At 67.4% G+C, this 20554-nt stretch carries 22 protein-coding genes; 13 read left to right on the forward strand and 9 right to left on the reverse strand.

Annotation, left to right across the window (positions count from 1 at the left end):
- Nucleotides 1-46 precede the first annotated feature (46 nt).
- From modB to GV832_RS10170, 5 genes are all read left to right on the forward strand, one after another.
- A complete protein-coding gene (gene modB / locus GV832_RS10150; protein WP_168774738.1) occupies nucleotides 47-742 on the forward strand; it encodes a molybdate ABC transporter permease subunit in 696 nt (231 codons plus the stop codon).
- Nucleotides 739-1782: a molybdenum ABC transporter ATP-binding protein gene (gene modC, locus GV832_RS10155; RefSeq protein WP_168774739.1), complete on the forward strand. Its 1044-nt coding sequence runs from the start codon at nucleotides 739-741 to the stop codon at nucleotides 1780-1782. Before modB ends, modC begins: the two co-directional genes overlap by 4 nt.
- 95 nt (nucleotides 1783-1877) lie before the next feature.
- On the forward strand, nucleotides 1878-2540 hold the full coding sequence (locus GV832_RS10160; RefSeq protein ID WP_168774740.1) for a TetR family transcriptional regulator: 663 nt from the start codon (nucleotides 1878-1880) through the stop codon (nucleotides 2538-2540).
- 61 nt (nucleotides 2541-2601) lie between these two features.
- Nucleotides 2602-3468, forward strand: coding sequence for a choline/ethanolamine kinase family protein (locus GV832_RS10165; protein WP_168774741.1), 867 nt, complete (start codon nucleotides 2602-2604; stop codon nucleotides 3466-3468).
- A 7-nt stretch (nucleotides 3469-3475) separates the two neighbouring features.
- Nucleotides 3476-5890 carry a GcvT family protein gene (locus GV832_RS10170; protein ID WP_168774742.1) on the forward strand — a complete coding sequence of 805 codons (2415 nt, stop codon included), beginning with the start codon at nucleotides 3476-3478 and terminating at the stop codon, nucleotides 5888-5890.
- 205 nt (nucleotides 5891-6095) lie between these two features.
- On the opposite strand, the gene GV832_RS10175 is transcribed toward GV832_RS10170, so the two are convergent.
- From GV832_RS10175 to GV832_RS10190, 4 genes are read right to left on the reverse strand one after another with little or no spacing between them, the layout of a single operon-like run.
- Complete coding sequence (locus tag GV832_RS10175) at nucleotides 6096-6779, reverse strand: glycosyltransferase family 2 protein (RefSeq protein ID WP_354001946.1); 684 nt, start codon at nucleotides 6777-6779, stop codon at nucleotides 6096-6098.
- Entirely contained in the window at nucleotides 6758-7321 is a 564-nt protein-coding gene (locus GV832_RS10180; protein ID WP_168774743.1) for a DedA family protein, read from the reverse strand. The genes GV832_RS10175 and GV832_RS10180 overlap by 22 nt, the downstream gene beginning before the upstream one ends.
- Nucleotides 7318-8358 (reverse strand): ceramide glucosyltransferase, encoded by a 1041-nt coding sequence (locus GV832_RS10185; RefSeq protein WP_168774744.1) that lies wholly within the window; start codon nucleotides 8356-8358, stop codon nucleotides 7318-7320. Before GV832_RS10185 ends, GV832_RS10180 begins: the two co-directional genes overlap by 4 nt.
- 48 nt (nucleotides 8359-8406) lie before the next feature.
- On the reverse strand, nucleotides 8407-9261 hold the full coding sequence (locus GV832_RS10190) for a UDP-2,3-diacylglucosamine diphosphatase (RefSeq protein WP_168774745.1): 855 nt from the start codon (nucleotides 9259-9261) through the stop codon (nucleotides 8407-8409).
- A gap of 171 nt (nucleotides 9262-9432) precedes the next feature.
- On the opposite strand from GV832_RS10190, the gene ccmA reads away from it, so the two are divergent.
- From ccmA to GV832_RS10215, 5 genes are all read left to right on the forward strand, one after another.
- Entirely contained in the window at nucleotides 9433-10065 is a 633-nt protein-coding gene (ccmA, locus tag GV832_RS10195; RefSeq protein WP_168774746.1) for a heme ABC exporter ATP-binding protein CcmA, read from the forward strand.
- A 346-nt stretch (nucleotides 10066-10411) separates the two neighbouring features.
- A complete protein-coding gene (gene ccmB, locus GV832_RS10200; RefSeq protein ID WP_168774747.1) occupies nucleotides 10412-11068 on the forward strand; it encodes a heme exporter protein CcmB in 657 nt (218 codons plus the stop codon).
- 238 nt (nucleotides 11069-11306) lie between these two features.
- Entirely contained in the window at nucleotides 11307-12035 is a 729-nt protein-coding gene (gene ccmC, locus GV832_RS10205) for a heme ABC transporter permease CcmC (RefSeq protein WP_168774748.1), read from the forward strand.
- Nucleotides 12032-12181, forward strand: a complete 150-nt coding sequence (gene ccmD, locus GV832_RS10210; RefSeq protein WP_168774749.1) for a heme exporter protein CcmD — start codon at nucleotides 12032-12034, stop codon at nucleotides 12179-12181. The genes ccmC and ccmD overlap by 4 nt, the downstream gene beginning before the upstream one ends.
- Nucleotides 12181-12720 (forward strand): DsbE family thiol:disulfide interchange protein, encoded by a 540-nt coding sequence (locus GV832_RS10215; protein ID WP_168774750.1) that lies wholly within the window; start codon nucleotides 12181-12183, stop codon nucleotides 12718-12720. Before ccmD ends, GV832_RS10215 begins: the two co-directional genes overlap by 1 nt.
- Here GV832_RS10215 and GV832_RS10220 read toward each other — a convergent pair whose 3' ends face one another.
- Entirely contained in the window at nucleotides 12721-14319 is a 1599-nt protein-coding gene (locus GV832_RS10220; RefSeq protein WP_168774751.1) for a calcium-binding protein, read from the reverse strand.
- A gap of 54 nt (nucleotides 14320-14373) precedes the next feature.
- Between GV832_RS10220 and GV832_RS10225 the strand changes: the two genes are divergently transcribed.
- A complete protein-coding gene (locus GV832_RS10225; protein WP_168774752.1) occupies nucleotides 14374-15027 on the forward strand; it encodes a hypothetical protein in 654 nt (217 codons plus the stop codon).
- Between the two features lie 30 nt (nucleotides 15028-15057).
- Here the strand turns inward: GV832_RS10225 and GV832_RS10230 are convergent, their stop codons facing one another.
- The 3 genes from GV832_RS10230 to GV832_RS10240 are packed head-to-tail and all read right to left on the reverse strand — an operon-like array spanning nucleotide 15058 to nucleotide 17289.
- Nucleotides 15058-16053 carry a methyltetrahydrofolate cobalamin methyltransferase gene (locus tag GV832_RS10230; protein ID WP_168774753.1) on the reverse strand — a complete coding sequence of 332 codons (996 nt, stop codon included), beginning with the start codon at nucleotides 16051-16053 and terminating at the stop codon, nucleotides 15058-15060.
- Between the two features lie 10 nt (nucleotides 16054-16063).
- Complete coding sequence (locus GV832_RS10235; protein ID WP_168774754.1) at nucleotides 16064-16978, reverse strand: methylenetetrahydrofolate reductase; 915 nt, start codon at nucleotides 16976-16978, stop codon at nucleotides 16064-16066.
- An 8-nt stretch (nucleotides 16979-16986) separates the two neighbouring features.
- The gene (locus GV832_RS10240) at nucleotides 16987-17289 is read right to left on the reverse strand and encodes a virulence factor (RefSeq protein WP_168774755.1); all 303 of its coding nucleotides are present in this window, start codon (nucleotides 17287-17289) and stop codon (nucleotides 16987-16989) included.
- Between the two features lie 205 nt (nucleotides 17290-17494).
- Here GV832_RS10240 and GV832_RS10245 point away from each other — a divergent pair, with 205 nt between their 5' ends.
- Both GV832_RS10245 and GV832_RS10250 read left to right on the forward strand, forming a co-directional pair.
- Nucleotides 17495-18637, forward strand: a complete 1143-nt coding sequence (locus tag GV832_RS10245) for a Ppx/GppA phosphatase family protein (protein WP_168774756.1) — start codon at nucleotides 17495-17497, stop codon at nucleotides 18635-18637.
- Nucleotides 18634-19422 (forward strand): RlmE family RNA methyltransferase, encoded by a 789-nt coding sequence (locus GV832_RS10250; protein WP_168774757.1) that lies wholly within the window; start codon nucleotides 18634-18636, stop codon nucleotides 19420-19422. Before GV832_RS10245 ends, GV832_RS10250 begins: the two co-directional genes overlap by 4 nt.
- Before the next feature lie 328 nt (nucleotides 19423-19750).
- On the opposite strand, the gene mepK is transcribed toward GV832_RS10250, so the two are convergent.
- Nucleotides 19751-20320 carry a peptidoglycan L,D-endopeptidase MepK gene (gene mepK / locus GV832_RS10255; protein ID WP_168774758.1) on the reverse strand — a complete coding sequence of 190 codons (570 nt, stop codon included), beginning with the start codon at nucleotides 20318-20320 and terminating at the stop codon, nucleotides 19751-19753.
- Nucleotides 20321-20554 lie beyond the last annotated feature (234 nt).

The raw sequence follows: 20554 nt of genomic DNA on the forward strand, positions 1-20554 counted from the left end.
GCGTGTCTGATGGGCCGCCGGAGCGGTCTGGCGGCTTTCCGGTGGGATGATGGAGCTGACGGCGGATCAATGGGCGGCGGTGGGCCTGTCGCTGAAGGTCTCGTTCTGGGCGGTGGTCGCAAGCCTGCCCTTCGGCATCGCCGTGGCCTGGGTCCTGGCGCGGTGCCGGTTTCCGGGCCATGGGCTCTTGAACGCCGTGGTCCATCTGCCCCTGATCCTGCCGCCCGTCGTCACGGGCTATGCGCTGCTTCTGCTTTTCGGCCGCAAGGGGCTCTTGGGTGAGGCCCTGGCCAGCATCGGCATCGTCCTGGCCTTTCGCTGGACCGGCGCGGTCCTGGCCGCCGCCGTCATGGCCTTTCCCCTGATGGTCCGCGCCATCCGCCTGGGGTTCGAAGCGGTCGACCCCAAGATCGAGGAGGCCGCGCGGACCCTTGGCGCGCCCCCCTCTTCGGTCTTTGCCCGCGTGACCCTGCCGCTGATCCTGCCCGGGATCATCGCCGGGGCGATCCTGGCCTTCGCCAAGGCGCTTGGAGAGTTCGGGGCGACGATCACCTTCGTCTCGAACATCCCGGGCCAGACCCAGACCCTGCCGACCGCGATCTACACCTTCTTGCAGCAACCCGACGGAGACGCCGTGGCGGCAAGGCTGGTCGCGGTCTCGGTCGCCCTGGCCTTTGCGGCGCTTGGCCTGTCAGAGCTCTTGTCGCGCGCCGTGGCCCGCCGCATCCGGGGGCGGGCATGACGCTGCGGATCGCCATCCAGCACCGCTTTCCGGGCGCCGAGATCGCGGTGGATTTCAGCGTGCCGCCGGGGGTGACGGCGCTGTTCGGCCCCTCGGGCGCGGGGAAATCTTCGGTGCTGATGGCGATCGCCGGGCTCTTGCGCCCCGACCGGGCCACGATCACCCTGGACGGCGCGGCCTTGCCCCGCGCCCCTCACCGCCGCCGCGTCGCCGTGGTCTTCCAGGAGGCGCGGCTCTTCCCGCATATGTCGGTGCGCCAGAACCTGGGCTTTGGCCTGCGCTGGGCGCCACAGGGGGGCCCGGCGCTGGGGGAGGTGGCGGGCCTTCTTGGCCTCACCGCGCTTCTCGACCGTCACCCCGCCACGCTCTCGGGGGGCGAGGCGCAGAGGGTGGCCATCGGTCGCGCGCTTCTCTCCCATCCGCAGGTTCTCTTGATGGACGAGCCGCTGTCGGCGCTGGATGCCCCGCGCAAGGCCGAGATCCTGCCCTGGCTCGAGGCCCTGGCCGCCCGCACCCGCATCCCGCTGCTTTACGTCTCCCATGCCCTGCCCGAGATCGCCCGGCTTGCCGCGCGGATGGTGGTCATCGACCGGGGGCGGATCAGGGCCGAGGGCCGGCTGGAAGAGATCCTCTCCGATCCCGATCTGGCGCCGCTGATCGGCCTGACCGAGATGGGCGCGGTCATCGAGGCGGAGGTGGCCGAGACCGCGCCGGACGGGCTGGCGCGGCTGATCACCCCGGGCGGGCCGCTGTTCCTTGCGGTCCAGGCGGCCCCGGGGGCAAGGCTGCGCCTGCGGCTTGCCGCCCAGGACATCATCCTGTCCCATGCGCGCCCCGAGGGGCTTTCGGCGCTGAACATCCTCACTGCCCGCATCCTGCGGCTGAACAGCGGCGAGGGTTCGGTCCTGGTGCAACTGGGGATGGGAGAGAGCCGCTTCCTGGCCCGCGTCACGCAGCGCTCGGCCCAGGCCATGGACCTGCGCCCGGGGCAAGAGGTCCATGCCATCCTCAAGACCGTCGCACTTGCCGGAGCGCTTTGATATTTCGCCGCAGGGTTGTGTGGTAAGCAAACGTTTACATCGCGCGAAGGGGATGCCATGATCAGCGCTGGACCGGATCTTGCGCGGAGGATGTCATGGCCCAGACAGACATGGGCGAGGCCCAGGACGAACGTGACCAACGCGGCCCGCGCAAGCAAAGCCGCGAGGCCCGCCGCAGCCAGTTGATCGAGGCCACGCTCGAGACCCTGGCCGCAAGGGGCTATGCAAGGGTCACCCTGCTCGAGGTCGCGCGCACGGCGGGGCTGTCGCATGGGCTGGTGAATTTCCACTTCTCCAGCAAGGAAAAGCTCCTGGAGGCCACGCTGACGCAACTGGCCGAAGAATACCGCGCCAACTGGCTGCGTCATGTCGAGGAGGCGGGCGAGGACCCGGCCGCGCAACTGGCGGCGATGGTGGCGGCGGATTTCGACCCGGTCATCAATTCTCCGCTGCGCATCGCGGCCTGGTGTGCCTTTCTGGGCGAGGCGCAGGTGCGTCCCCTGTACCAGGCGCAGTGCCAGGCCAATGACGAGGCCTATGTCGACCGGATGGAGGTCATCGTCCGCCAGCTTCTGAACCGGAATGGCATGACCGGCCATGCCTGTCGCATCGCCCGGGCGATCCGGCTGGTCTCCCTGGGTTCATGGGTCGATGTCGTGACCCTGACCGCGCCCTATACCATGGCCGAGGCGCGCGAGACCGCCTTCACCGCCGCAAGGGCCTTCTTTCCGGACGAGCCCGCCTTGCAGACCGCCTGACGCCTTTTCAAGTTGACTTGACCTTGCGGGCGCATTCTCTTGGGCCCAAGGGGGGGCGGGAATGCGTCCGATCGACAGGGTTCTGGGGCTGAAAATCTGGCAGGGAGAGGTCGTGGCCGATCCGCTGGGCGGCGGCATCACCAATGTCAATTTCCGGGTCCGCGATGGGCGGGGCTCTTGCGTGGTGCGGGTGGGCGACGATATCCCCGTCCACCAGATCATGCGGTTCAACGAGCTTGCGGCCAGCCGCGCGGCCTATCTCGCGGGGGTCTCGCCGCAGGTCCTGCACCATGAACCCGGGCTCCTGGTCATCGACTTCATCGAGGGCCGCACCCTGACCGCCGCCGACCTTTGCGACTGGGCGCTGGACCAGGCGCTGGAGATGGTGATCCGCACCCACCGCGACATTCCGCGCCACCTGCGCGGCCCCTCGCTGACCTTCTGGGTCTTCCAGGTGATCCGCGACTATGCCCTGACGCTGACCGATGGCGACAGCCGCCACCTGGAAGCCTTGCCCGCGCTTATGACCCAGGCCCAGGCGCTCGAGGCCGCCGTGGGCCGGATCGAGATGGTCTTCGGCCACAACGACCTGCTTCCGGCGAATTTCCTGCATGACGGGGCGCGGATGTGGCTGGTGGACTGGGACTATGCGGGCTGGGGATCTCCCTTGTTCGACCTTGGGGGGCTGGCGGCCAATGCGGGCCTGTCGCAGGCGCAGGAAAGCGTCATGTTGACGCGCTATTTCGGCCAGGTGGACCGCGACCTGATGCGGCGCTATGCGGCGATGAAGGCCGCCGCCGCCCTGCGCGAGGCCATGTGGTCCATGGTCTCGGAAATCCATTCCGAGCTGGATTTCGATTACGCCGCCTATACTTCGGCCAATCTTCTCACCTATCGGGCGGCCTATGACGCCTGGACGCAAACCTGAGGGCATCATGCTTCCCACCACTGCAAAAGCCGTCATCATCGGCGGCGGCATCATTGGCTGTTCGACCGCCTATCACCTGGGGAAACTGGGGTGGACCGATACCGTGCTGTTGGAGCGCGCCAAGCTGACCTCGGGCACGACCTTCCATGCGGCGGGGCTGGTGGGGCAGCTGCGCACCTCGGCCAATATCACCCAGCTTCTGGGCTATTCGGTGGACCTGTACAAACGCCTGGCCGAGGAGACCGGCCTTGCCACGGGCTGGAAGATGAACGGCGGCCTGCGTCTTGCCTGCAATGCCGACCGCTGGATCGAGGTCAAGCGCCAGGCCACAACGGCGCATAGTTTCGGGCTGGAGATGCATCTTTTGACGCCCAAGGAGGCGCAGGAGCTTTGGCCCCTGATGCGCATCGACGACCTCGTGGGCGCCGCCTACCTGCCGACCGATGGCCAGGCCAACCCTTCCGATATCACCCAAAGCCTGGCCAAGGGCGCCCGCATGTCCGGCGTGAAGATCTTCGAGGACACGCCGGTCACAAGGATCATCGTGGAAGACGGCAAGGTGAAAGGCGTCGAGACCGCCCAAGGGGTCATCACTTGCGAAAAGGTGGTGATCTGCGCGGGCCAATGGACAAGGGCGCTGGCGGCCACAGTGGGGGTGAATGTCCCCCTCGTCTCGGTCGAGCATCAATACATGATCACCGAAAAGGTCCCCGGCGTGACCTCCAACCTCCCGACCCTGCGGGACCCCGACCGGCTGACCTATTGGAAGGAAGAGGTCGGCGGCCTGGTCTGGGGCGGCTATGAGCCCAACCCCAAGCCCTGGGCGCAGAATGGCATCCCCGAGGGCTTCCATTTCCAGACCCTGCAACCCGATTTCGACCACTATTCCCAGTTCATGGAAGACGCGATCTACCGCGTCCCCGCCTTGGAGACGGCGGGGGTGAAACAGCTCCTGAACGGCCCCGAAAGCTTCACCCCCGATGGCAATTTCATCCTGGGCGAGGCGCCGGAGCAGCAGGGCATCTTCATCGGCGCGGGCTTCAACGCCTTTGGGATTGCCTCTGGCGGTGGCGCGGGCATGGCGCTGGCCGAATGGGTCGCCACGGGCAGCGCGCCCTACGATCTCTGGCCCGTCGACATCCGCCGCTTTGGGCCCCATCACCGCTCGACCGACTGGGTGCGGGCCCGCACGATGGAGGCCTATGGCAAGCATTACACCATCGCCTGGCCCTCCGAGGAGATGACCTCGGCCCGCCCCACCCGCCGCTCGCCGCTTTACGGCAGCCTGAAGGCGGCAGGCGCCGTCTTCGGCGAAAAGCTCGGCTGGGAGCGGCCGAACTGGTTCGCGCAGGGCGAAGAGCCGCGCGATGTCTACAGCTACACCCGCCCCGGCTGGTTCGACGCGGTCAAGCGCGAACACCATGCCGCGCGCACCGGCTGCGTGCTGATCGACCAGACCTCCTTCGCCAAGTTCCGCCTGCGCGGGCCCGATTCGGAAAAGGCCCTGTCCTGGATCGCCGCCGGGCGCGTGGAGCGCGCCCCGGGGACCCTGACCTATACCCAGATGCTGAACGACAAGGGCGGCATCGAGGCCGATGTGACCGTGGCGCGCCTCGGCTCCGACGACTATTACATCGTCACCGGAACGGGCTTTGCGACCCGCGATTTCAACTGGATCTCCCGCAATCTCCAAGGCGATTGCCACTTGACCGATGTGACCTCGGGCCTGGCCGTCCTGTCGCTGATGGGTCCCAAGGCGCGCGAGGTCCTGCAAGTCCTGACCCCCGATGACCTCTCGAACCAGGCTTTCCCCTTCGGCACCGCCCGGACCATCTCGGTCGCCCTTTGTCCCGTCCTCGCGCTGCGCGTCACCTATGTCGGCGAGCTCGGCTGGGAGCTGCATATGCCCGTCGAGGTCGCCCAGAGCGTCTATGATGCGCTGATGGGGCAGGGGGTGACGCTGGCGGGTTACCGCGCCATCGAGACCCTGCGCCTGGAGAAAGGCTACCGCGCCTGGGGCGCCGAGATCGGCCCGGACCATACGCCCCTGGAATCGGGCCTCGGCTGGGCGGTGAAGCTGAAAAGCGGCACCCCCTTCAAGGGCCGCGAGGCGCTCCTCCGCCAAGAGGCCGAGGGCGTGAAGAAGCGCCTCGCCACCTTCTGGGTGGACGATCCGAACGTCACCCTCCTTGGCCGCGAAACGATCTACCGCAACGGCGAGCGCATGGGCTGGCTGGCCTCCGGCGGCCATGGTCATACGCTGGACCGTCCCATCGGCCTGGGCTTCATCCGCCGCCCGGGCGTCGACCAGGCCTTCCTGGACGAGGGGGAATGGGAGCTCGAAGTCGCCTCCGAACGCCACAAGGCCCAGGTCACCTTCGCCCCCCTCTACGACCCCAAGGGCGAAAGGGTGAAGGCCTGACAGAAAAGACCGGGGAGGGGGCGCCCCTCCCCGGACCCCACCGGGACTTGAGGCAAAGCGCCCCCCATTCATCTTTTCCAAAATATCCACGGGGATTTTCAAGGGGAGCGTGCTCCCCTTGAAGCGGGGGGCTCGGGGGGCGGCAGCCCCCCGATCTGGGTCCGCAGAGCGGCGCGAGCGACAGCGAGCGCCCCCTGTTTCCCGCTCAGACCCGCATGCGCCGCATCGCGATGATCTGCCGGATCAGCCCCAGGGGCGGCACGGCGCGGAAGAGGTCGCGCATCATCAGCACATCGCCCCAAATCCCCGCCCAAAACCCGTATTTCGCCGACTTCAACGGGCTCACCACGCCGGGCAGGCGCACGACGGCGATCTTCACCCCGGCCTTGATGGCAAGCCCGTTCAAAAACACCTCGAAGCCGAATTTCGGCAGGCGCCGCAAGGCCTCGTCCTGGCCCGCAATCAGGTCGCGCCTTATCGCCCGCTCGCCCGAGATGTAGTCCAGCCCGATCCAGCGCCAGGGCCCGGGCGCATTGTCGCGGAGCGAGATCGACATGGCGGCCCGCCCCTCCTTCACCGGCGCGATCAGCGCCGTCAGATGCGCGGGCGAAAGCCCCACGAGGTCGGCGTCGATCAGCAGAACGACCTCGGACGCGGTCTCGGCAAAGCCCCGGGCGAGGGCCGCCGTCTTGCCGCCGTTCTGCGCCAGCGTGATCAGCCGCACCGGGTAGCCCCGCGCGACCTCGGAGGTGCCATCCGAGGAACCGTCATCGACCACCAGGACCTCGTCGATCAGCGGATGGCCGATGACCGCCTGCAGGACAGATCCCAGCCGCGCGGCCTCGTTATAGGCCGGGATGATGCAGGTCAGGCGGATTTGCGCCTCCACATCCAGAAGACCACGACCAGCCCCACCAGCCCCAGGGCCAGGGAGCCGCGCCAGATCCAGGTATCGGCCGCCGCATAGGCCGAACCCAGGACCCAGCCAAGCCCCACGAAGACCGCCGATTTCGGCACGGTTCCGATGAAATTCCACAGCATATAGGCGCGGAAATCCATCCGCGCGGCGCCCGAGGCCAGCATGATGGGCAGGCCCGTCGAATGGGTGAACTTGCCGAAAAGCAGCGTCTTGCCCCCCCGTTCGGCGAAATGGGCCGAGAGCGCCATCTGCCGCGCCTCGGTCATGCCCAGCTTGCGCAACCAGCGTTCGGGCAGGATCTTGGGCCCGGCGCGCCCGATCCAGTAATACATGGCGTCCCCCACCAGGTCGCCCAACACGCAGACGACATAGACGCTGGCCAGCCCCATATAGCCCGCTTTCGCAAGCCAGGCCGCGATGATCGTGACGATGGGCCCCTCGATCACCGCCAAGGGCCCCACGACCCAAAGCCCATGGCTCTGCATCAGAAGCTGGACCCCTTCCAGCGTCATCTCGGCGCCTCGGAGGACATGGCATTGCCGCGCCATTCGAAGGAATTGCCCATCCAGCCCTTGACCCAAAGGACCGGGTTCAAGGCATCGCGCAAAATCCAGGCCGCCACATCCTCGACCTGGCGCGGCCAGCCGCCGCGGGCGGCGAGGATGGCCTCGGGCAGATACCACAGGACCAGGAAGCCGGGCAGGGCCCAGGGCGCTGCCAGGGCCAGCGCCAGGGCGGGAAGGGCGGCGCCGGCAAGGACCTCGGGCAGGTAAAGCGCCGGAAAGCCCATGCGCCGCACCTTGGCCCAGCGGACCTGGCGGCTCCAGACCGTGGCGAGGTCGCGCTGGCCGATGGGCTGTTCGAAGAAGCGCCCCGGCAGGCGGACCTTCAACCCCGCCGCCCGCACCACCTTGGTCGAGGCCACATCTTCGGCCATCTCGGCCCCCAGGACCGCGATGCCGCCCGCCTGTTCCAGCACCTCTTTCCGCCAGAACAGCATTTTGCCCTGGGCATAGCCCTGGCCCAAGGCGCTGCCCGCCATCTGCCAGCGCGCCTGGTGGGTGTTCAGGAAGGCGCATTCCAGCCGTGCCGCAAAGCCCTCGGGCCTTATGCCGATGGGCGGAGAGGAGACGAGCCCGGTATCCGCCCGAAACTCCGCCAGGCAGCGCGCCAGGTAGTCGGGCGGCAAGAGCACGTTGGAATCGCTCATCAGGATGCGGTCGTGGCGCGCGGCCTTCCAGCCCTTGACCAGGTTGTTCAGCTTCGGATTGCCCGAGACCCTGTCATCGCCCACCAGGACCTGGGACGGCACGCCCGGATGGCGCGCCATGATCTCGCGGGCGAGGGGGATGGCCGGGTCATCGGGAGAGGCCGCGCAGAAGATCACCTCGTAATCCCCTGTCGCCGAGAAGGTGCTCTCCAGCGTCTCGGCCAGGTTGTTTTCCAGCCCGCAGATCGGGCGCAGGACCGTGACGGGCGCAGGCGCCCCCGGCCCGGGCGCGCGGGACAGGGCCCAAAGCGCGAGGCCGGTTCCGACATATTGCAGCACCAGGCAAAGGGCTGCGAAGGCAAGCAGGATCGACAGGGCACACCTCTCTCAGGCCGGGCTGAGCCCGATATGCGCCTTGGAATGGGGAATTTCCACCCCCTGGGCTTGCGAGGCCAGGGCCCAGTCGATCAGGACCAGCCGCCCGCCCGTTGTTTCGACCAGGGCCGTGGCATTTTCCACCCAGTCGCCGCAATTGGCATAAAGCGCATCCGGGCGCTCGGTCAGGGCGGGCTTGTGGAAATGGCCGCAGATGATGCCATCGGCCTGATGCGCCAGGGCGATGCCGGACAGCCGCGTCTCGAAATCGTCGCAGGCGCGCGCCGCATCGTTCACCCATTTCACCACGAGGTCCGCGAGCCGCGAGGGCGCGAGGCCCATCCGCGCCCGGACCCGGTTCCAGCCCGCCACAGCGCCCCGGAAGGCGCCATCCACCCGCGCCACCAGCCGCGTGATGCGGGGGAAATGCGTCTCGAAGACATCGCCCTCGTCGCCATGCACGACCAGCAGCCTGCGCCCCTCGGCGGTCTCATGGATCAGGCGGTCCTCGATCTCGACCCCGCCCAAGGCCTGACCGATGAAGCGGCGGAAAAAGGCATCGTGGTTGCCGGGCGTATAGATCAGCCGCGCGCCCTCGCGGCCCCGGGCGAAAAGAAGCGAGAGGATGTCCTGCTGGCGCGCCGACCAGTGGCGCACCGGCATCCAGGTGTCGAGGATATCGCCGACCAGATAGATCCTGTCGGCCGAATGGCTTTGCAGGAAGGACAAAAGCAGCTCCTCGCGGCAGGCGCGCGAGCCCAGGTGCAGGTCCGAGAGGAAGAGCGCGGGGAAATGGCGGCGCGCGACCGGGGCCGACTGGGTGCGGTCGGGCAGGAAGTCGCGGCTCAGGTCGGAAAGGGCGGACATATCGGTCTCCCGGGGTCTTTTCGGTGAAACGGCGGTGCGGGTCGGTTCCGTCGCCGTCAGTCTAGGTTTTTTCTGCAACAGCGAAGTGACGGAGCTTTGTTTGCTGCCCTGCGACCGGGTGTCCCGGGGCAAGGGGTTCCGGTGGCGGCCGGAACAGGCTAGGGATGGGGCATGTTGAAGGTGCAGAATCTGGCCGTGGCGCGGGGCGGGGTGGCCTTGCTGGAGGGGGTGAGCTTTGCGCTCATGCCCGGTGCGGCCTTGGTGCTGCGGGGCCCCAATGGCGCGGGCAAGACGACGCTTCTTCGGACCCTGGCGGGCTTGCAGCCTCCGCTGGAAGGGGAGGTGGTGGTCGAGGGCGAGAGCCTGACCTATGCCGCCCATGCCGATGGGCTGAAGGCCATGCTGACGGTGACCGAGAACCTGGCCTTCTGGGCGCGGGTCCATGGGGTTGCGGTGCCGGGGGGGGCGGGCGCGGTTCAGGCGGCGCTGGAGGCGATGAACCTGGGAAGCTTGCGCGAGCGGCGGGCGGCGGATCTTTCGGCCGGGCAGAAGCGGCGGCTGGGGCTGGCGCGGCTGATGGTGACGGGGCGGCGGCTGTGGCTTTTGGACGAGCCGACGGTGAGCCTCGATGCGGCCTCGGTCGGGCTTTTCGCGGCCATGCTGCGCTTGCATCTGGCGGGGGGAGGGGCTGCGGTCCTGGCCACCCATATCGACCTTGGCCTGCCCGAGGCGGGCGTGCTGGAGCTTGGCCCCTACCGCGCCAAGCCGCGCCAGACCGGGGCTTTCGACGAGGCCTTCGCATGAGGGGCGGGGCCTGGTTGCCTTTGGGGGAGGGCTCTGCCGACTGCGCGGCCGGGGCCTGGCGCCCTGCGTGGCCCTGCCGACTGGGCGGGCGCCCTGCCGACTGCACCGCAGCGGCGGGGCGACTGGCCAGGCTCCGCCGACTGGGGGGGCGCCCTGCCGACGGCACGCTCGGGGCTGCGCGCCAGGCCTCGCCCTGCCGACTGGGGGGGCCTGTCATTGCCCCGCTCCGTCCGGCTGGCGCCATGGCTCGAGAGCCTGCGGCGGACTATGGCGTCCTGTCGGGCCCGGAGAGGGCCCTGGGCGGGGCTCGGCTTTCCCTCTCTTCCTTTCATGACGGAGCCCGCCGATGATCGCGCTTCTCTCACGGGACTTGCGGCTGGCCATGCGGGCGGGCGGGGGCTTCGGCCTTGGCCTTGCCTTTTTCCTCATGGTGGCCGTCCTCGTGCCCCTGGGTGTCGGGCCCAAGGGCGCGCTTCTGGCGCAGATCGCGCCGGGGATCCTGTGGGTTGGCGCGCTCCTGGCCTGTCTTCTCTCGCTTGACCGCATGTTCGCGCTGGATTTCGAGGATGGCTCGCTTGATCTCATGGCGGTCTCGCCCCTGCCCCTGGAGGGGGTGGCCCTGGTCAAGGCGCTGGCGCATTGGCTGGTGACGGGGCTGCCCCTGGTGGTGATCGCGCCGCTTTTGGGGCTCCTGATGAGCCTGCCGCCTGCGGGCTATCCTTGGCTTTTGGGCTCGCTGATCCTGGGCTCTCCGGCGCTCTCGGTCATCGGCTGCTTTGGGGCGGCCCTGACGGTGGGGCTGAAACGCGGCGGGCTGATCCTGTCGCTGATCGTCCTGCCCATGTATGTGCCGACGCTGATCTTCGGGGCCGAGGCGGTGCGGCGGGGCGCGGCGGGCCTGGCTGCGGGGGCGCCGATGCTGCTTCTGGCGGGGATCTCGCTGGGGGCCTTGGCGCTCTTGCCCTTTGCCACGGCGGCGGCCTTGCGGGCGAATTTGAAATGAGGCGGCGTGGGGCGCCAGGGCCTGGCCGGGGGCAGGTCCGGCTTGCGGCTGGCCCCGCTGCCGGAAGGCCTGCGATTTTCGGCTTTCCTGACAACTTGGTGAATTGCCAAAATGCCGCTGGCAGGGCAGGGAACGTCTCAGGCCGCGTCCGTCCTTCAGTCGGCGGGGCAGGGTTTGGGCCCCCGGGGGCCATGGGTGCAGTCGGCGGAGCCCTTGCGGCCCGCACAAGGGGGTGCTGATGTCGATCTGGGACTATGCCAATCCCAAGAGGTTCATGACGACCTCGGGGCTCTTGCTGCCCTGGGTCTCGGGCCTTGCGGCGGCCTTGGTGCTGGGCGGGCTCGCCTGGGGCTTCTTCTTCACCGGGGATGATTACAAGCAGGGCTCGACGGTCAAGATCATCTATCTCCATGTCCCCGCCGCCATGCTGGGGATCGGGGCCTGGTTCATGATGCTGGCGGGCTCGCTGATCTGGCTGATCCGGCGCCACCATGTCAGCGCGCTCGCCGCCCGCGCCGCAGCTCCTGTGGGGATGACCTTCACGCTCATCGGCCTTGTCACCGGAGCCATCTGGGGCCAGCCCATGTGGGGGACCTGGTGGGCCTGGGACCCGCGGTTGACCGCCTTCCTGATCCTCTTCCTCTTCTACCTCGGCTACCAGGCGCTTTGGGCCGCGATCGAAGACCCCGACACCGCCGCCGACCTGACCTCGGTCCTGTGTATCGTGGGCTCTGTCTTCGCCTTCCTGTCGCGCTATGCCGTGCTCTTCTGGAACCAGGGCCTGCACCAGGGCGCCTCGCTCTCGGTGGCCGGAGGCTCCGAGGTCTCGGGCGTCTATGCCTGGCCTCTGGTCACCTGCATCACCGGGTTCTTCCTTTTGTTCGTGGCCCTGGTCTTCCTGCGCACCCGGATGCATATCCGCCTGCGCCGGGTCAGGGCGCTGATGGCGCGGGAGAGGTTGGCATGATGCCGGATCTTGGGAAATATGCCTTCACCGTGCTGGCGGCCTATGGCGCCTCGCTGGGGCTGATCGCGCTTCTGATCGGCGTGTCGCTCTGGCAGGGCGCAAAGGCCAGGCGCGCGCTGGAAGCCTTGGAAAGGACCTTTGACTGATGGCTTTCAAACCGCTCTACTTCGTGCCCGTCGCAATCTTTGCCGCCCTGATCGGTGCGGTGATCCTGCCCAAGCTTTCCGACCAGGCGGCGGGCAAGGACGATTCGCTGCCCTCGGTCCTTTTGGGCAAGGAGGCGCCTGCGGTGACGGTGACGGCCTTTGGCGCGGGGCCTGCGCCCACGGATGCCGACCTCCGCCAGCCGGGGCTGAAACTGGTGAACTTCTGGGCCTCCTGGTGCCAGCCCTGCCGGGCCGAACATCCGCTCTTGGAGCGGCTCAAGGCCGAGGGCGTCACGATCTATGGCATCAACTACAAGGACAAGCCCGAGGCGGGGCAGAAGTTCCTGGAGGAGATGGGCAATCCCTTCGCCAAGATCGGCGCGGACGAGGGGCGGATGGCGCTGGATTGGGGCCTTTACGGCGTGCCCGAGACCTTCGTGATCGACGGCGAGGGCAAGATCGTGATGCGGCTTGCGGGGCCGATCACGGAGGCCAACCTGCTCAGCCAGTTGCGCCCCGCGATGGACCAGGCGCGCTGATCAGACCAGGTCGATGGCACCTGCCAGCCCCTCCAGACCGTGCAGCCCATCGAGGACGATGATCTGCCCCTCCCCAAGGCGCAGCGCCACCCGGTCCTCGAAGACCAGGCCGAACTCAGCGACGATCTCGGAGGCCGTCAGCCCGGCCCAGGGCGCCGAGCCCGCCTCCAGCGTGATCCGGTCGACCCCGATCTCGAAATCGGTGATCCGGTCGATGCCCTGGCCCGCCCCGGCGCGAAAGACGAAGTGATCGGCGCCCGCGCCCCCGGTCAAGAGGTCGGGCCCAAAACCGCCGTCCAGCCGGTCCGAGCCCCTCCCGCCGATCAGCCAATCCCTGCCGCCACCGCCCAGGAGCAGGTCATCGCCCGCATCCCCCTCCAGCCGGTCGTCGCCCTCCATCCCCTCCAGCCGATTGGCCCCGGCCGAGCCGTGCAGGTGATCGCCCGCCGTGCCGCCGGTGACCTCCTCGACCCCGGTCAGCAGGTCGCGCCCGAGGCCCGTCTCTTGCGCCACGGTCCGGCGCAGATCGACCGTCACGGGCGTGGTCGTGGCATAGATCACCCGGTCCACCCCCGCGCCCCCCCGGATGCGGTCATCCCCCGGCCCGCCAAAGAGCGTGTCGTTGCCCTCGCCGCCCAAGAGCGCATCATTCCCCGCCTTGCCGTAAAGCCGGTCGTCGCCCGCCTGGCCCAGGATCAGGCTCGCGACATTGCCCGCGCGCCCCGCCAGGACATCGTCGCCCGCGTCCCTCTGGCCCGAGAGCCATTCGCCATAGCCGCGCCCGTTCAAGACGAAGCGCAGATCCGTGTCGTTCAGCGCCCCGGTCCGCAGCAGATCATGCCCCGCCGCGTCACGGATCGTCAGGCTCTCGACCGACAGCCCCGCCAGCGGCGCAAGGTCAAGCCGGCCCTCGCGGTCGAGCTGCCGCACCACCCCCATCAAGGACATCGCCAGCCCGGGTGAGGCCGCAAGCGCGCCCGTCACCGCGATCCGGTAATCGCCCAGCCAAAGCGAGGCCACCCGTCCCTGCACCTGAAAGCCGAAGACCTCCTCCCCCCGGTCCTGCAAGGAGAGGGCCGTCATTCCCTGCGCCATCATCTCGGCCAGCCAGGCCTCCTGCGCCTCGGGGCTGGCCGTGGCGAAATCCTGGACCTTCAGCACCACGTCTTGCAGCGCGCAGAGCGCCGCAAAGGAGTCCGGCCTTTCGCCCAGCACCGTGATGACCTGTCCCCCGCTGGTCGCCCGCCAGCCATTGACGGCGAATTCCGTGGTCCAAAGGCTGCGGTCCCCGGCAAAGACCTCGAAGCGCACGACCTTGCCCTCGGCGAAAGCGCGGTCGAGCGCTTCGGGCAATTGGTCCAGCGAGGCGATGGGGCCGATGCGCTGGGCCAGGATCTCGACCTGGTAGGCCTGGCCCGAGGCCGAGGTCCATTCCTGGCGCAGCTTCTGGGCCGAGATCTCCAGCGCCTCGACCGTGCCCTCCAGGGCCGCGGGCAGCCCGGCCAGCGCCTCTGCGCTGTTCAGATGGAAGGTGAAATCGGCATCAAGCGTGCCCTCGAGGCCCGCGACCAGGCGCCCCGATAGATCGACTTTTGTCAAAGAAATCACCCACCGTTTACGCCCCGTTAGGTAACTTAGGGTGATGCTAAATGCATGAAAAGCTTAATCAAAGTTAACGCACTTCTGATCGTTCTGGCGCTCGTGGCGCTGCCTTCGTGCAGTTTTGCCCTCGGTTGGACGAATTGCGCGGGCACGAACCTGCGTTATGGCGTGGAATCGGGCGAATGGGCCGCGATGAACAAGACCGAACGCGACTTCCTCGGCGACAATCCCGGGCTGTCGGGCGTCGGCGGGGGCTTTCTGGACGACACCTTGCGGCAGGGGACGCGGGTCAAATTGTTTCGCGTGACAGAGGTAACGGCCGGCCGCTGCCGCCCTGATTCGCATGTGCTCTTGCGCTTCTCACCCCTGATCGCGGACCTGCCCGATGGCATCGGCGTCTTCACCGATCCGGCGCGCATGGTGGGGGTCAGCATCGGTGTCCGGGCCGAGCAGTTCTATTGGCACCGGGGGCGGCATTGGGAAACGGGCCTGGGCCTTGGGGTCGAGGCGAACTGGCACAAGATGCGCCTGCGCTCTGCCCTTGTGTCCTTGGACAGCGAGGCGGTTACCCTCAGCGCCCCGGTCACGCTGATCATGCGGCGCGAGATCGGCACGGCCGAGATCGCCTTGTGGCTGCGCCATTCCTGGGCCCTGGGGGGCGAGCAGGGCCAGGCCGTGGGTTTCAGCCTGACCCAGAAATTCTAGGCCCGCAGCGGACTGCGGGCCATGGGGGGCTCAGCCCTCGGTCGCAGCCCCGCGCGAGCGGCGGCCACCGCGGCGGCCCGAGGCGGCGGCGGAATGAGCGGCCGAGGCTTCGGCGAAGGTCGCACCGGCCTCGACGGCCTCCAGCACCTTGGCGAAGCGGATCCACTCGGCGCCGTTGGCATCGTGGTTCATCAGGAAGTTGGCGGCGCGGATCGCCTCCATCTCCTGCTGGCGGACCGGGTTCATGATGGCCGAGGTCATGCCGGCGCAGATCGCCATGGGCAGGAAGGCGCCGTTGATCCCGTGACGATGCGGCAGGCCGAAGGAGATGTTCGAGGCGCCACAGGTCGTGTTCACGCCCAGTTCGTCACGCAGGCGACGGACGAGCGCAAAGACCTGCTGGCCCGCCGAACCCATGGCGCCGACCGGCATGACCAGCGGGTCAACCACGATGTCATGCGCCGGGATGCCGAAATCGGCGGCGCGCTGGACGATCTTCTTGGCCACGGCGAAGCGGACATCGGGGTCTTCCGAGATGCCCGTATCGTCGTTGGAGATCGCCACGACCGGCACGTTGTATTTCTTGACCAGCGGCAGAACCAGCTCCAGCCGGTGCTCCTCGCCCGTCACCGAGTTCAGAAGCGGACGCCCCTCGCAGGCCATCAGCCCCGATTCCAGCGCGCCGGGGACCGAAGAGTCGATGCAAAGCGGCACGTCGACGGTCTGCTGGACGATCTCGATCAGCGCCTTCATCAGGGGCGGCTCGACGAAGTTGTTGTCGGCATAGCGCGGGTCCTTCGCCATCATGTTGGTGAAGACCGCGCCCGAGTTCACGTCCAGGACGGTCGCGCCGCAAGCCACCTGCTCCAGCGCGTCCTTGATGACGGTCTCATAGTTCCCGGCCTCAAGCTCCAGCGCCAGCTTCTTGCGGCCCGTGGGGTTGATGCGCTCGCCGATGACGCAGAAGGGCTCGTCGAAGCCGATCACGACGGTCTTGGTTTTCGATTCGATGACGGTACGGGTCATGACGCTCTCCTCAGGCGTTGGCGGGGACGCCCGAAGCGCCGCCGTTGTCGGTCACCCATTGGGCATTGGTCTTGATGCCGCCCAAGGGGAAGAAGTGGACTTGTTCGATGTTGAAATTCGGGGTCTTGGCGGCATGGGCGGCCAGTTCGGTGACGAATTCCGTGGGCTCATAGGGCATCAAGAGCTTGGTCACATCCATCGCGCGCTTTTGCAAGACGCGCAAGCTGGGGCCGACGCCGCAAGCGATGGCGAATTTGATCAGGGTTTGCAGCTTGGCCGGACCCGCCACGCCGATATGAACCGGGATCTTGACGCCAGCCGCCGAGAGCTTGTTGGCCCATTCGATCACGGGGCCAGCCTCGAAACAGAACTGCGTGGCCACGGCGACCTTGGCATCCGTCCGCTCGGCCCAGGCGTTCTTCCAGGCCAGCGCCTTCATCACGACCTCGTCGCCGCCCTTGGGGTCGATGTCCTTGTTGCCCTCGGGGTGACCCGCGACATGGAGACGCTCGAAGCCGTCGAAGAGCCCGGTCTCGATCAGCTGCATCGAGTTGTCGAAATCGCCCGCAGGCGTCGGAATCCCGCCGCCCAGAAGCAGCGCCTGCTTGACCCCGGCCTCGGCCTTGTAGCGCGCGATCCAGTCGGCCAGGGTCGCCTTGTCCTTGATGATCCGCGCCGGGATATGGGGCATGACGTCAAAGCCCTCGCCCGCGATGCGCTTGGCGGTGGCCACCATGTCCTCGATCGGCGTGCCGTCGATATGGGCGATATAGACGCGGGTGCCCTTGGGCAGGATCGCGCGGAAATCCTCGACCTTTTCGGCGGTGCGCGGCATGACCTCGATCGAATAGCCCTTCAGAAAGGCTTCGACCTCGGCATTGACGCCTTGCGGCGCGGTGTCACGACGGAAATTGAACAGGGCCATGGGTCACGTCAGGCTTTCGCCCAACCCTCTGCGTTGATGAGCGTTTTCAGCCGCTCGGTGTCATAGGTGGTTTCGATTTCGGCGGCAACCTGGGCCGCCACTTCGGCAGGCTCGCCCTCGACCGCATAGGACGCCGCCTTGCGCCATTCCGCGAGGTAAGCATCCGAATCGCGCGCGCCGATCTTCATGGCGCAGCGGTCGATCGCCTGTTCGAAGCGTTCGGACAGCTTGGCCTTGGATCCCGCGCGGCCCTTGCCGACGATGACCTGGGCCGGGATGTCGCGCCAGTAGACGATGGTGACTTCGGGCATCTGGTTGATTCCGCTTCATGGGTCTTTCCCCCTGTGTAACGCCAATTTGCGACAAGCGAAGCCGGATTTCGACATGGAGAGGGGCTAACGCGACAGGCGCATGACGGGCGCACGGCGGGCCCTTCGGTGCGGCCAAAGGTGAATGCGCCCTTGAGAAGCCGACATATCATCGTTACGTTGGGGGCAACTGAAGATGGAGGGCGACATGGCGCCCAGGCGTCCCCGGAGGGCGGGCGCAAATCGGCCAAGGGTCGAGCAGGCGGGTTCACCGCCAAGCTCCCCGGCGCCGGTGACGTCGGCCCCTCCCCCCCCGGATACCGGGCTTTATGCCGCGGTCGATCTGGGGACGAATTCGTGTCGGATGCTGATTGCCCAACCCCGGGGCAGTCAGTTTCTGGTCTTGGACAGCTTTTCCAAGACCGTGCAGCTTGGCGCCGGGCTCGAGGCCTCGGGGAAGCTGTCGCGCGCCTCGATGGGGCGCACGATCCAGGCTTTGCGGATATGTCAGTCCAAGATCGAGAAGCATGGCGTCAGGCGCATGCGCCTGGTCGCGACCGAGGCCTGCCGGCGGGCCAAGAACGCGCGCGACTTCATAAGGCAGGTCAAGCGCGAGACGGGTCTGGTGATCGAGATCATCCCGGCCGTCGAAGAGGCGCGGCTGGCGGTGATCTCTTGCGCGCCCCTGGTGCGGCGGGATTCGGAACAGCTCTTGATCGTCGATATCGGCGGTGGCTCGACGGAGCTGGTCTGGATCGACCTCTCGGGCGTGGCGCCCGAGGATCGGCCCCGGTCGATCATGCGGTTGAGCCAGGGCTTCGACGGGCAGGGCGCGGGCGATGCGCGGGTGGTGGACTGGATCTCGGTGCCCCTGGGGGTGGCGACGCTGAAGGACCAGTTCGGCGATGTCGAGGACGATGCGGCGCGCTTTGCCCTGATGTCCTGGTTCTTCGAGGAGAGCCTGGCCAATTTCAACCCGGCCAAGTCGGCCCAGCCCAAGGCGGGGTTCCAGATCATCGGGACCTCTGGCACGGTGACGACGGTTGCGGCCAGCTACCTTGGCTTGCGCCGCTATGACCGGGCCAAGGTGGACGGCCTGGTCATGACTTCGGACCAGATCGACCTGGTGATCCGCGACTATCTGAGCCTTGGCCCCGAGGGGCGCCGCACCGATCCGCGCATCGGACGGGATCGGCACACGCTGATCATGTCCGGGGCGGCTATCCTTCAGGCGCTGATGCGGATATGGCCGACGGATCGCCTGTCCGTGGCCGACCGGGGGCTGCGCGAGGGGCTGTTGTATGCACAGATGAGCGCCGATGGCGTTCTGGAAGATGGACCTTTCCTATGACCGACAAGACCACATCCGGGAAGAACACCTCGGGCCGGGGCACGCGCGACCTGCGGGTCAAGGTCAAGACGGCCAAGGGGCGCAAACTGTCCTCGACGCTCTGGCTCGAGCGGCAGTTGAACGACCCCTATGTCATCCGGGCCAAGAAAGAGGGCTACCGGGGGCGTGCGGCCTACAAGATCATGGAGCTGGATGACCGCTATGGGTTCCTGAAGCCGGGGGCGCGGGTCGTGGACCTTGGCTGCGCGCCGGGCGGCTGGTGCCAGGTGGCGGTGCCCAGGGTGAATGCGCTGGGAGAGCGGGCGGGCAAGCCGGTCGGCACGGTTCTGGGCATCGACCTGCAAGAGGTCGAGCCGATTGCCGGGGTCGAGCTGCACCAGCTCGATTTCCTCAGCGACGAGGCGGATGCCCTGGTGAAGGGCTGGCTGGGCGGCAAGGCCGATGTGGTCATGTCCGACATGGCGGCGGCGGCTTCGGGTCACAAGGGGACCGATCACCTGCGCATCGTGGCCCTGATCGAGGCCGCCCTGGGCTTTGCCTTCGACGTGCTGGAGGAGGAGGGGACTTTCGTCGCCAAGGTCCTGGCGGGCGGGGCCGAGGCCGAGATGCAGACCGTGCTGAAGAAGGCTTTCAAGAAAGTGGCCAATGTGAAGCCGCCCGCCAGTCGCAGCGATTCGTCCGAGAAATTCGTGGTGGCCCAGGGCTTCCGGGGCCGGCCGGAGGGCTGGGGGCTTCTGCCCGGGCAGGGGATGGACCAGGGGGCGGAAGACCCGGACGAGGTGTGAGCAGGGGCGTCGCAGCTCTTGCCCCCGACCTGGGACTTTGAAGCTTCAAGCGCTGGCAAGGGGCTGGGCTTTTTCATCGGGCCCGAGCCCTTTCCGAAGCCGGGACAAGGCAAAGCCCTGACATGGCAGATCAAGGCCAGCCGTTGCCCGCGCCCTTGGCGCGGGCCGCGCTTCCTCCAAGAGAAAAGCCCGCATCGAAGATGCGGGCTTTTCTCTTGGACCCATTTGGCCGGGGCCCTGCCGACTGATCCCTTGCCCTGTACTCTCCGCCCTCGCCCTGCCGACTGAAAGGGCCCGCTTCGGACAGGTCTCCGGTGACAGGCGCGCCTCAGCCGCCCCAGGTGCGGACCGGGCCGCAATCCATGTGGACGAAGTTCGAGCGGCTGTAGATGCCCACCCCACCCGCCGAGCAGGCCTCGGCGGCGCGGGCCATCTGGCTCACCGAGCGCGACTTCAGCCGCAGGTCCGCCGCCTGGCCCTTGATATGCAGGGAATTGCGCGCCACGCCGCGGCTGTTCTCGCGCAGCATCGCATTGGTGCCGGGCGTCCGATAGCCCGAGAGCAGGTTATAGGGCTCGTTCGTGTCCAGGAGGTGATGCGTTGCCGCGATGATGTCGAAATTGTGCGGGTCCATCTTCGTCGCCTTGTCGGCGCGCAGGTCCCGCATGAAATGGTTGATCTCCTTGCAGACCTCGGGGATGTATTCCCCGTCGATCCAGTAGATCGCATTGATGCTCTCGCCCGAGCGGCCCGAGATCAGGTTCACCTGGCGGATATCGCCCGACCCGCGCAACAGGCCGAAGGCCTTGGCATAGGTCGGCGCCGCAACAACAGTCGCCGTCGCAAAGATGCGCAGCAGGTTGCGGCGCGAGAAGACTGCGTTGTCACCAGAGGTCATGAGACTGTCCCGTATCCCCGAGCCACCTTGAGCGGCGGCGTTTTATCGGCCCCTTCACAAGGCCGCGAGACACTGATGGCATAGTTTTCCCCATGCTCAAACCCGGAATTCTCTCCGATGGGGGAAGCTTGCCAGCCATAGGCAAAAAATCGCTGAATGTCAGGGCGAAGATATGCCGAAAATTCCCCCCAAATGCACAACACCCGGAAGAAAGGGCTTGATCGCTGGGCAAAT

Origin of the sequence: Stagnihabitans tardus (assembly GCF_009925085.1) — a bacterium.
GTDB classification, from domain to species: Bacteria; Pseudomonadota; Alphaproteobacteria; order Rhodobacterales; family Rhodobacteraceae; genus Stagnihabitans; species Stagnihabitans tardus.

What these genes read in the sequence shown, in the direction of transcription:
- modB (WP_168774738.1), top strand. Translation starts at nt 47, where the DNA reads ATGATGGAGCTGACGGCGGATCAATGGGCGGCGGTGGGCCTGTCGCTG.
- modC (WP_168774739.1), top strand. Translation starts at nt 739, where the DNA reads ATGACGCTGCGGATCGCCATCCAGCACCGCTTTCCGGGCGCCGAGATC.
- GV832_RS10160 (WP_168774740.1), top strand. Translation starts at nt 1,878, where the DNA reads ATGGCCCAGACAGACATGGGCGAGGCCCAGGACGAACGTGACCAACGC.
- GV832_RS10165 (WP_168774741.1), top strand. Translation starts at nt 2,602, where the DNA reads ATGCGTCCGATCGACAGGGTTCTGGGGCTGAAAATCTGGCAGGGAGAG.
- GV832_RS10170 (WP_168774742.1), top strand. Translation starts at nt 3,476, where the DNA reads ATGCTTCCCACCACTGCAAAAGCCGTCATCATCGGCGGCGGCATCATT.
- GV832_RS10180 (WP_168774743.1), bottom strand. Translation starts at nt 7,321, where the DNA reads ATGACGCTGGAAGGGGTCCAGCTTCTGATGCAGAGCCATGGGCTTTGG.
- GV832_RS10190 (WP_168774745.1), bottom strand. Translation starts at nt 9,261, where the DNA reads ATGTCCGCCCTTTCCGACCTGAGCCGCGACTTCCTGCCCGACCGCACC.
- ccmA (WP_168774746.1), top strand. Translation starts at nt 9,433, where the DNA reads ATGTTGAAGGTGCAGAATCTGGCCGTGGCGCGGGGCGGGGTGGCCTTG.
- ccmB (WP_168774747.1), top strand. Translation starts at nt 10,412, where the DNA reads ATGATCGCGCTTCTCTCACGGGACTTGCGGCTGGCCATGCGGGCGGGC.
- ccmC (WP_168774748.1), top strand. Translation starts at nt 11,307, where the DNA reads ATGTCGATCTGGGACTATGCCAATCCCAAGAGGTTCATGACGACCTCG.
- ccmD (WP_168774749.1), top strand. Translation starts at nt 12,032, where the DNA reads ATGATGCCGGATCTTGGGAAATATGCCTTCACCGTGCTGGCGGCCTAT.
- GV832_RS10215 (WP_168774750.1), top strand. Translation starts at nt 12,181, where the DNA reads ATGGCTTTCAAACCGCTCTACTTCGTGCCCGTCGCAATCTTTGCCGCC.
- GV832_RS10225 (WP_168774752.1), top strand. Translation starts at nt 14,374, where the DNA reads ATGAAAAGCTTAATCAAAGTTAACGCACTTCTGATCGTTCTGGCGCTC.
- GV832_RS10230 (WP_168774753.1), bottom strand. Translation starts at nt 16,053, where the DNA reads ATGACCCGTACCGTCATCGAATCGAAAACCAAGACCGTCGTGATCGGC.
- GV832_RS10235 (WP_168774754.1), bottom strand. Translation starts at nt 16,978, where the DNA reads ATGGCCCTGTTCAATTTCCGTCGTGACACCGCGCCGCAAGGCGTCAAT.
- GV832_RS10240 (WP_168774755.1), bottom strand. Translation starts at nt 17,289, where the DNA reads ATGCCCGAAGTCACCATCGTCTACTGGCGCGACATCCCGGCCCAGGTC.
- GV832_RS10245 (WP_168774756.1), top strand. Translation starts at nt 17,495, where the DNA reads ATGGCGCCCAGGCGTCCCCGGAGGGCGGGCGCAAATCGGCCAAGGGTC.
- GV832_RS10250 (WP_168774757.1), top strand. Translation starts at nt 18,634, where the DNA reads ATGACCGACAAGACCACATCCGGGAAGAACACCTCGGGCCGGGGCACG.
- mepK (WP_168774758.1), bottom strand. Translation starts at nt 20,320, where the DNA reads ATGACCTCTGGTGACAACGCAGTCTTCTCGCGCCGCAACCTGCTGCGC.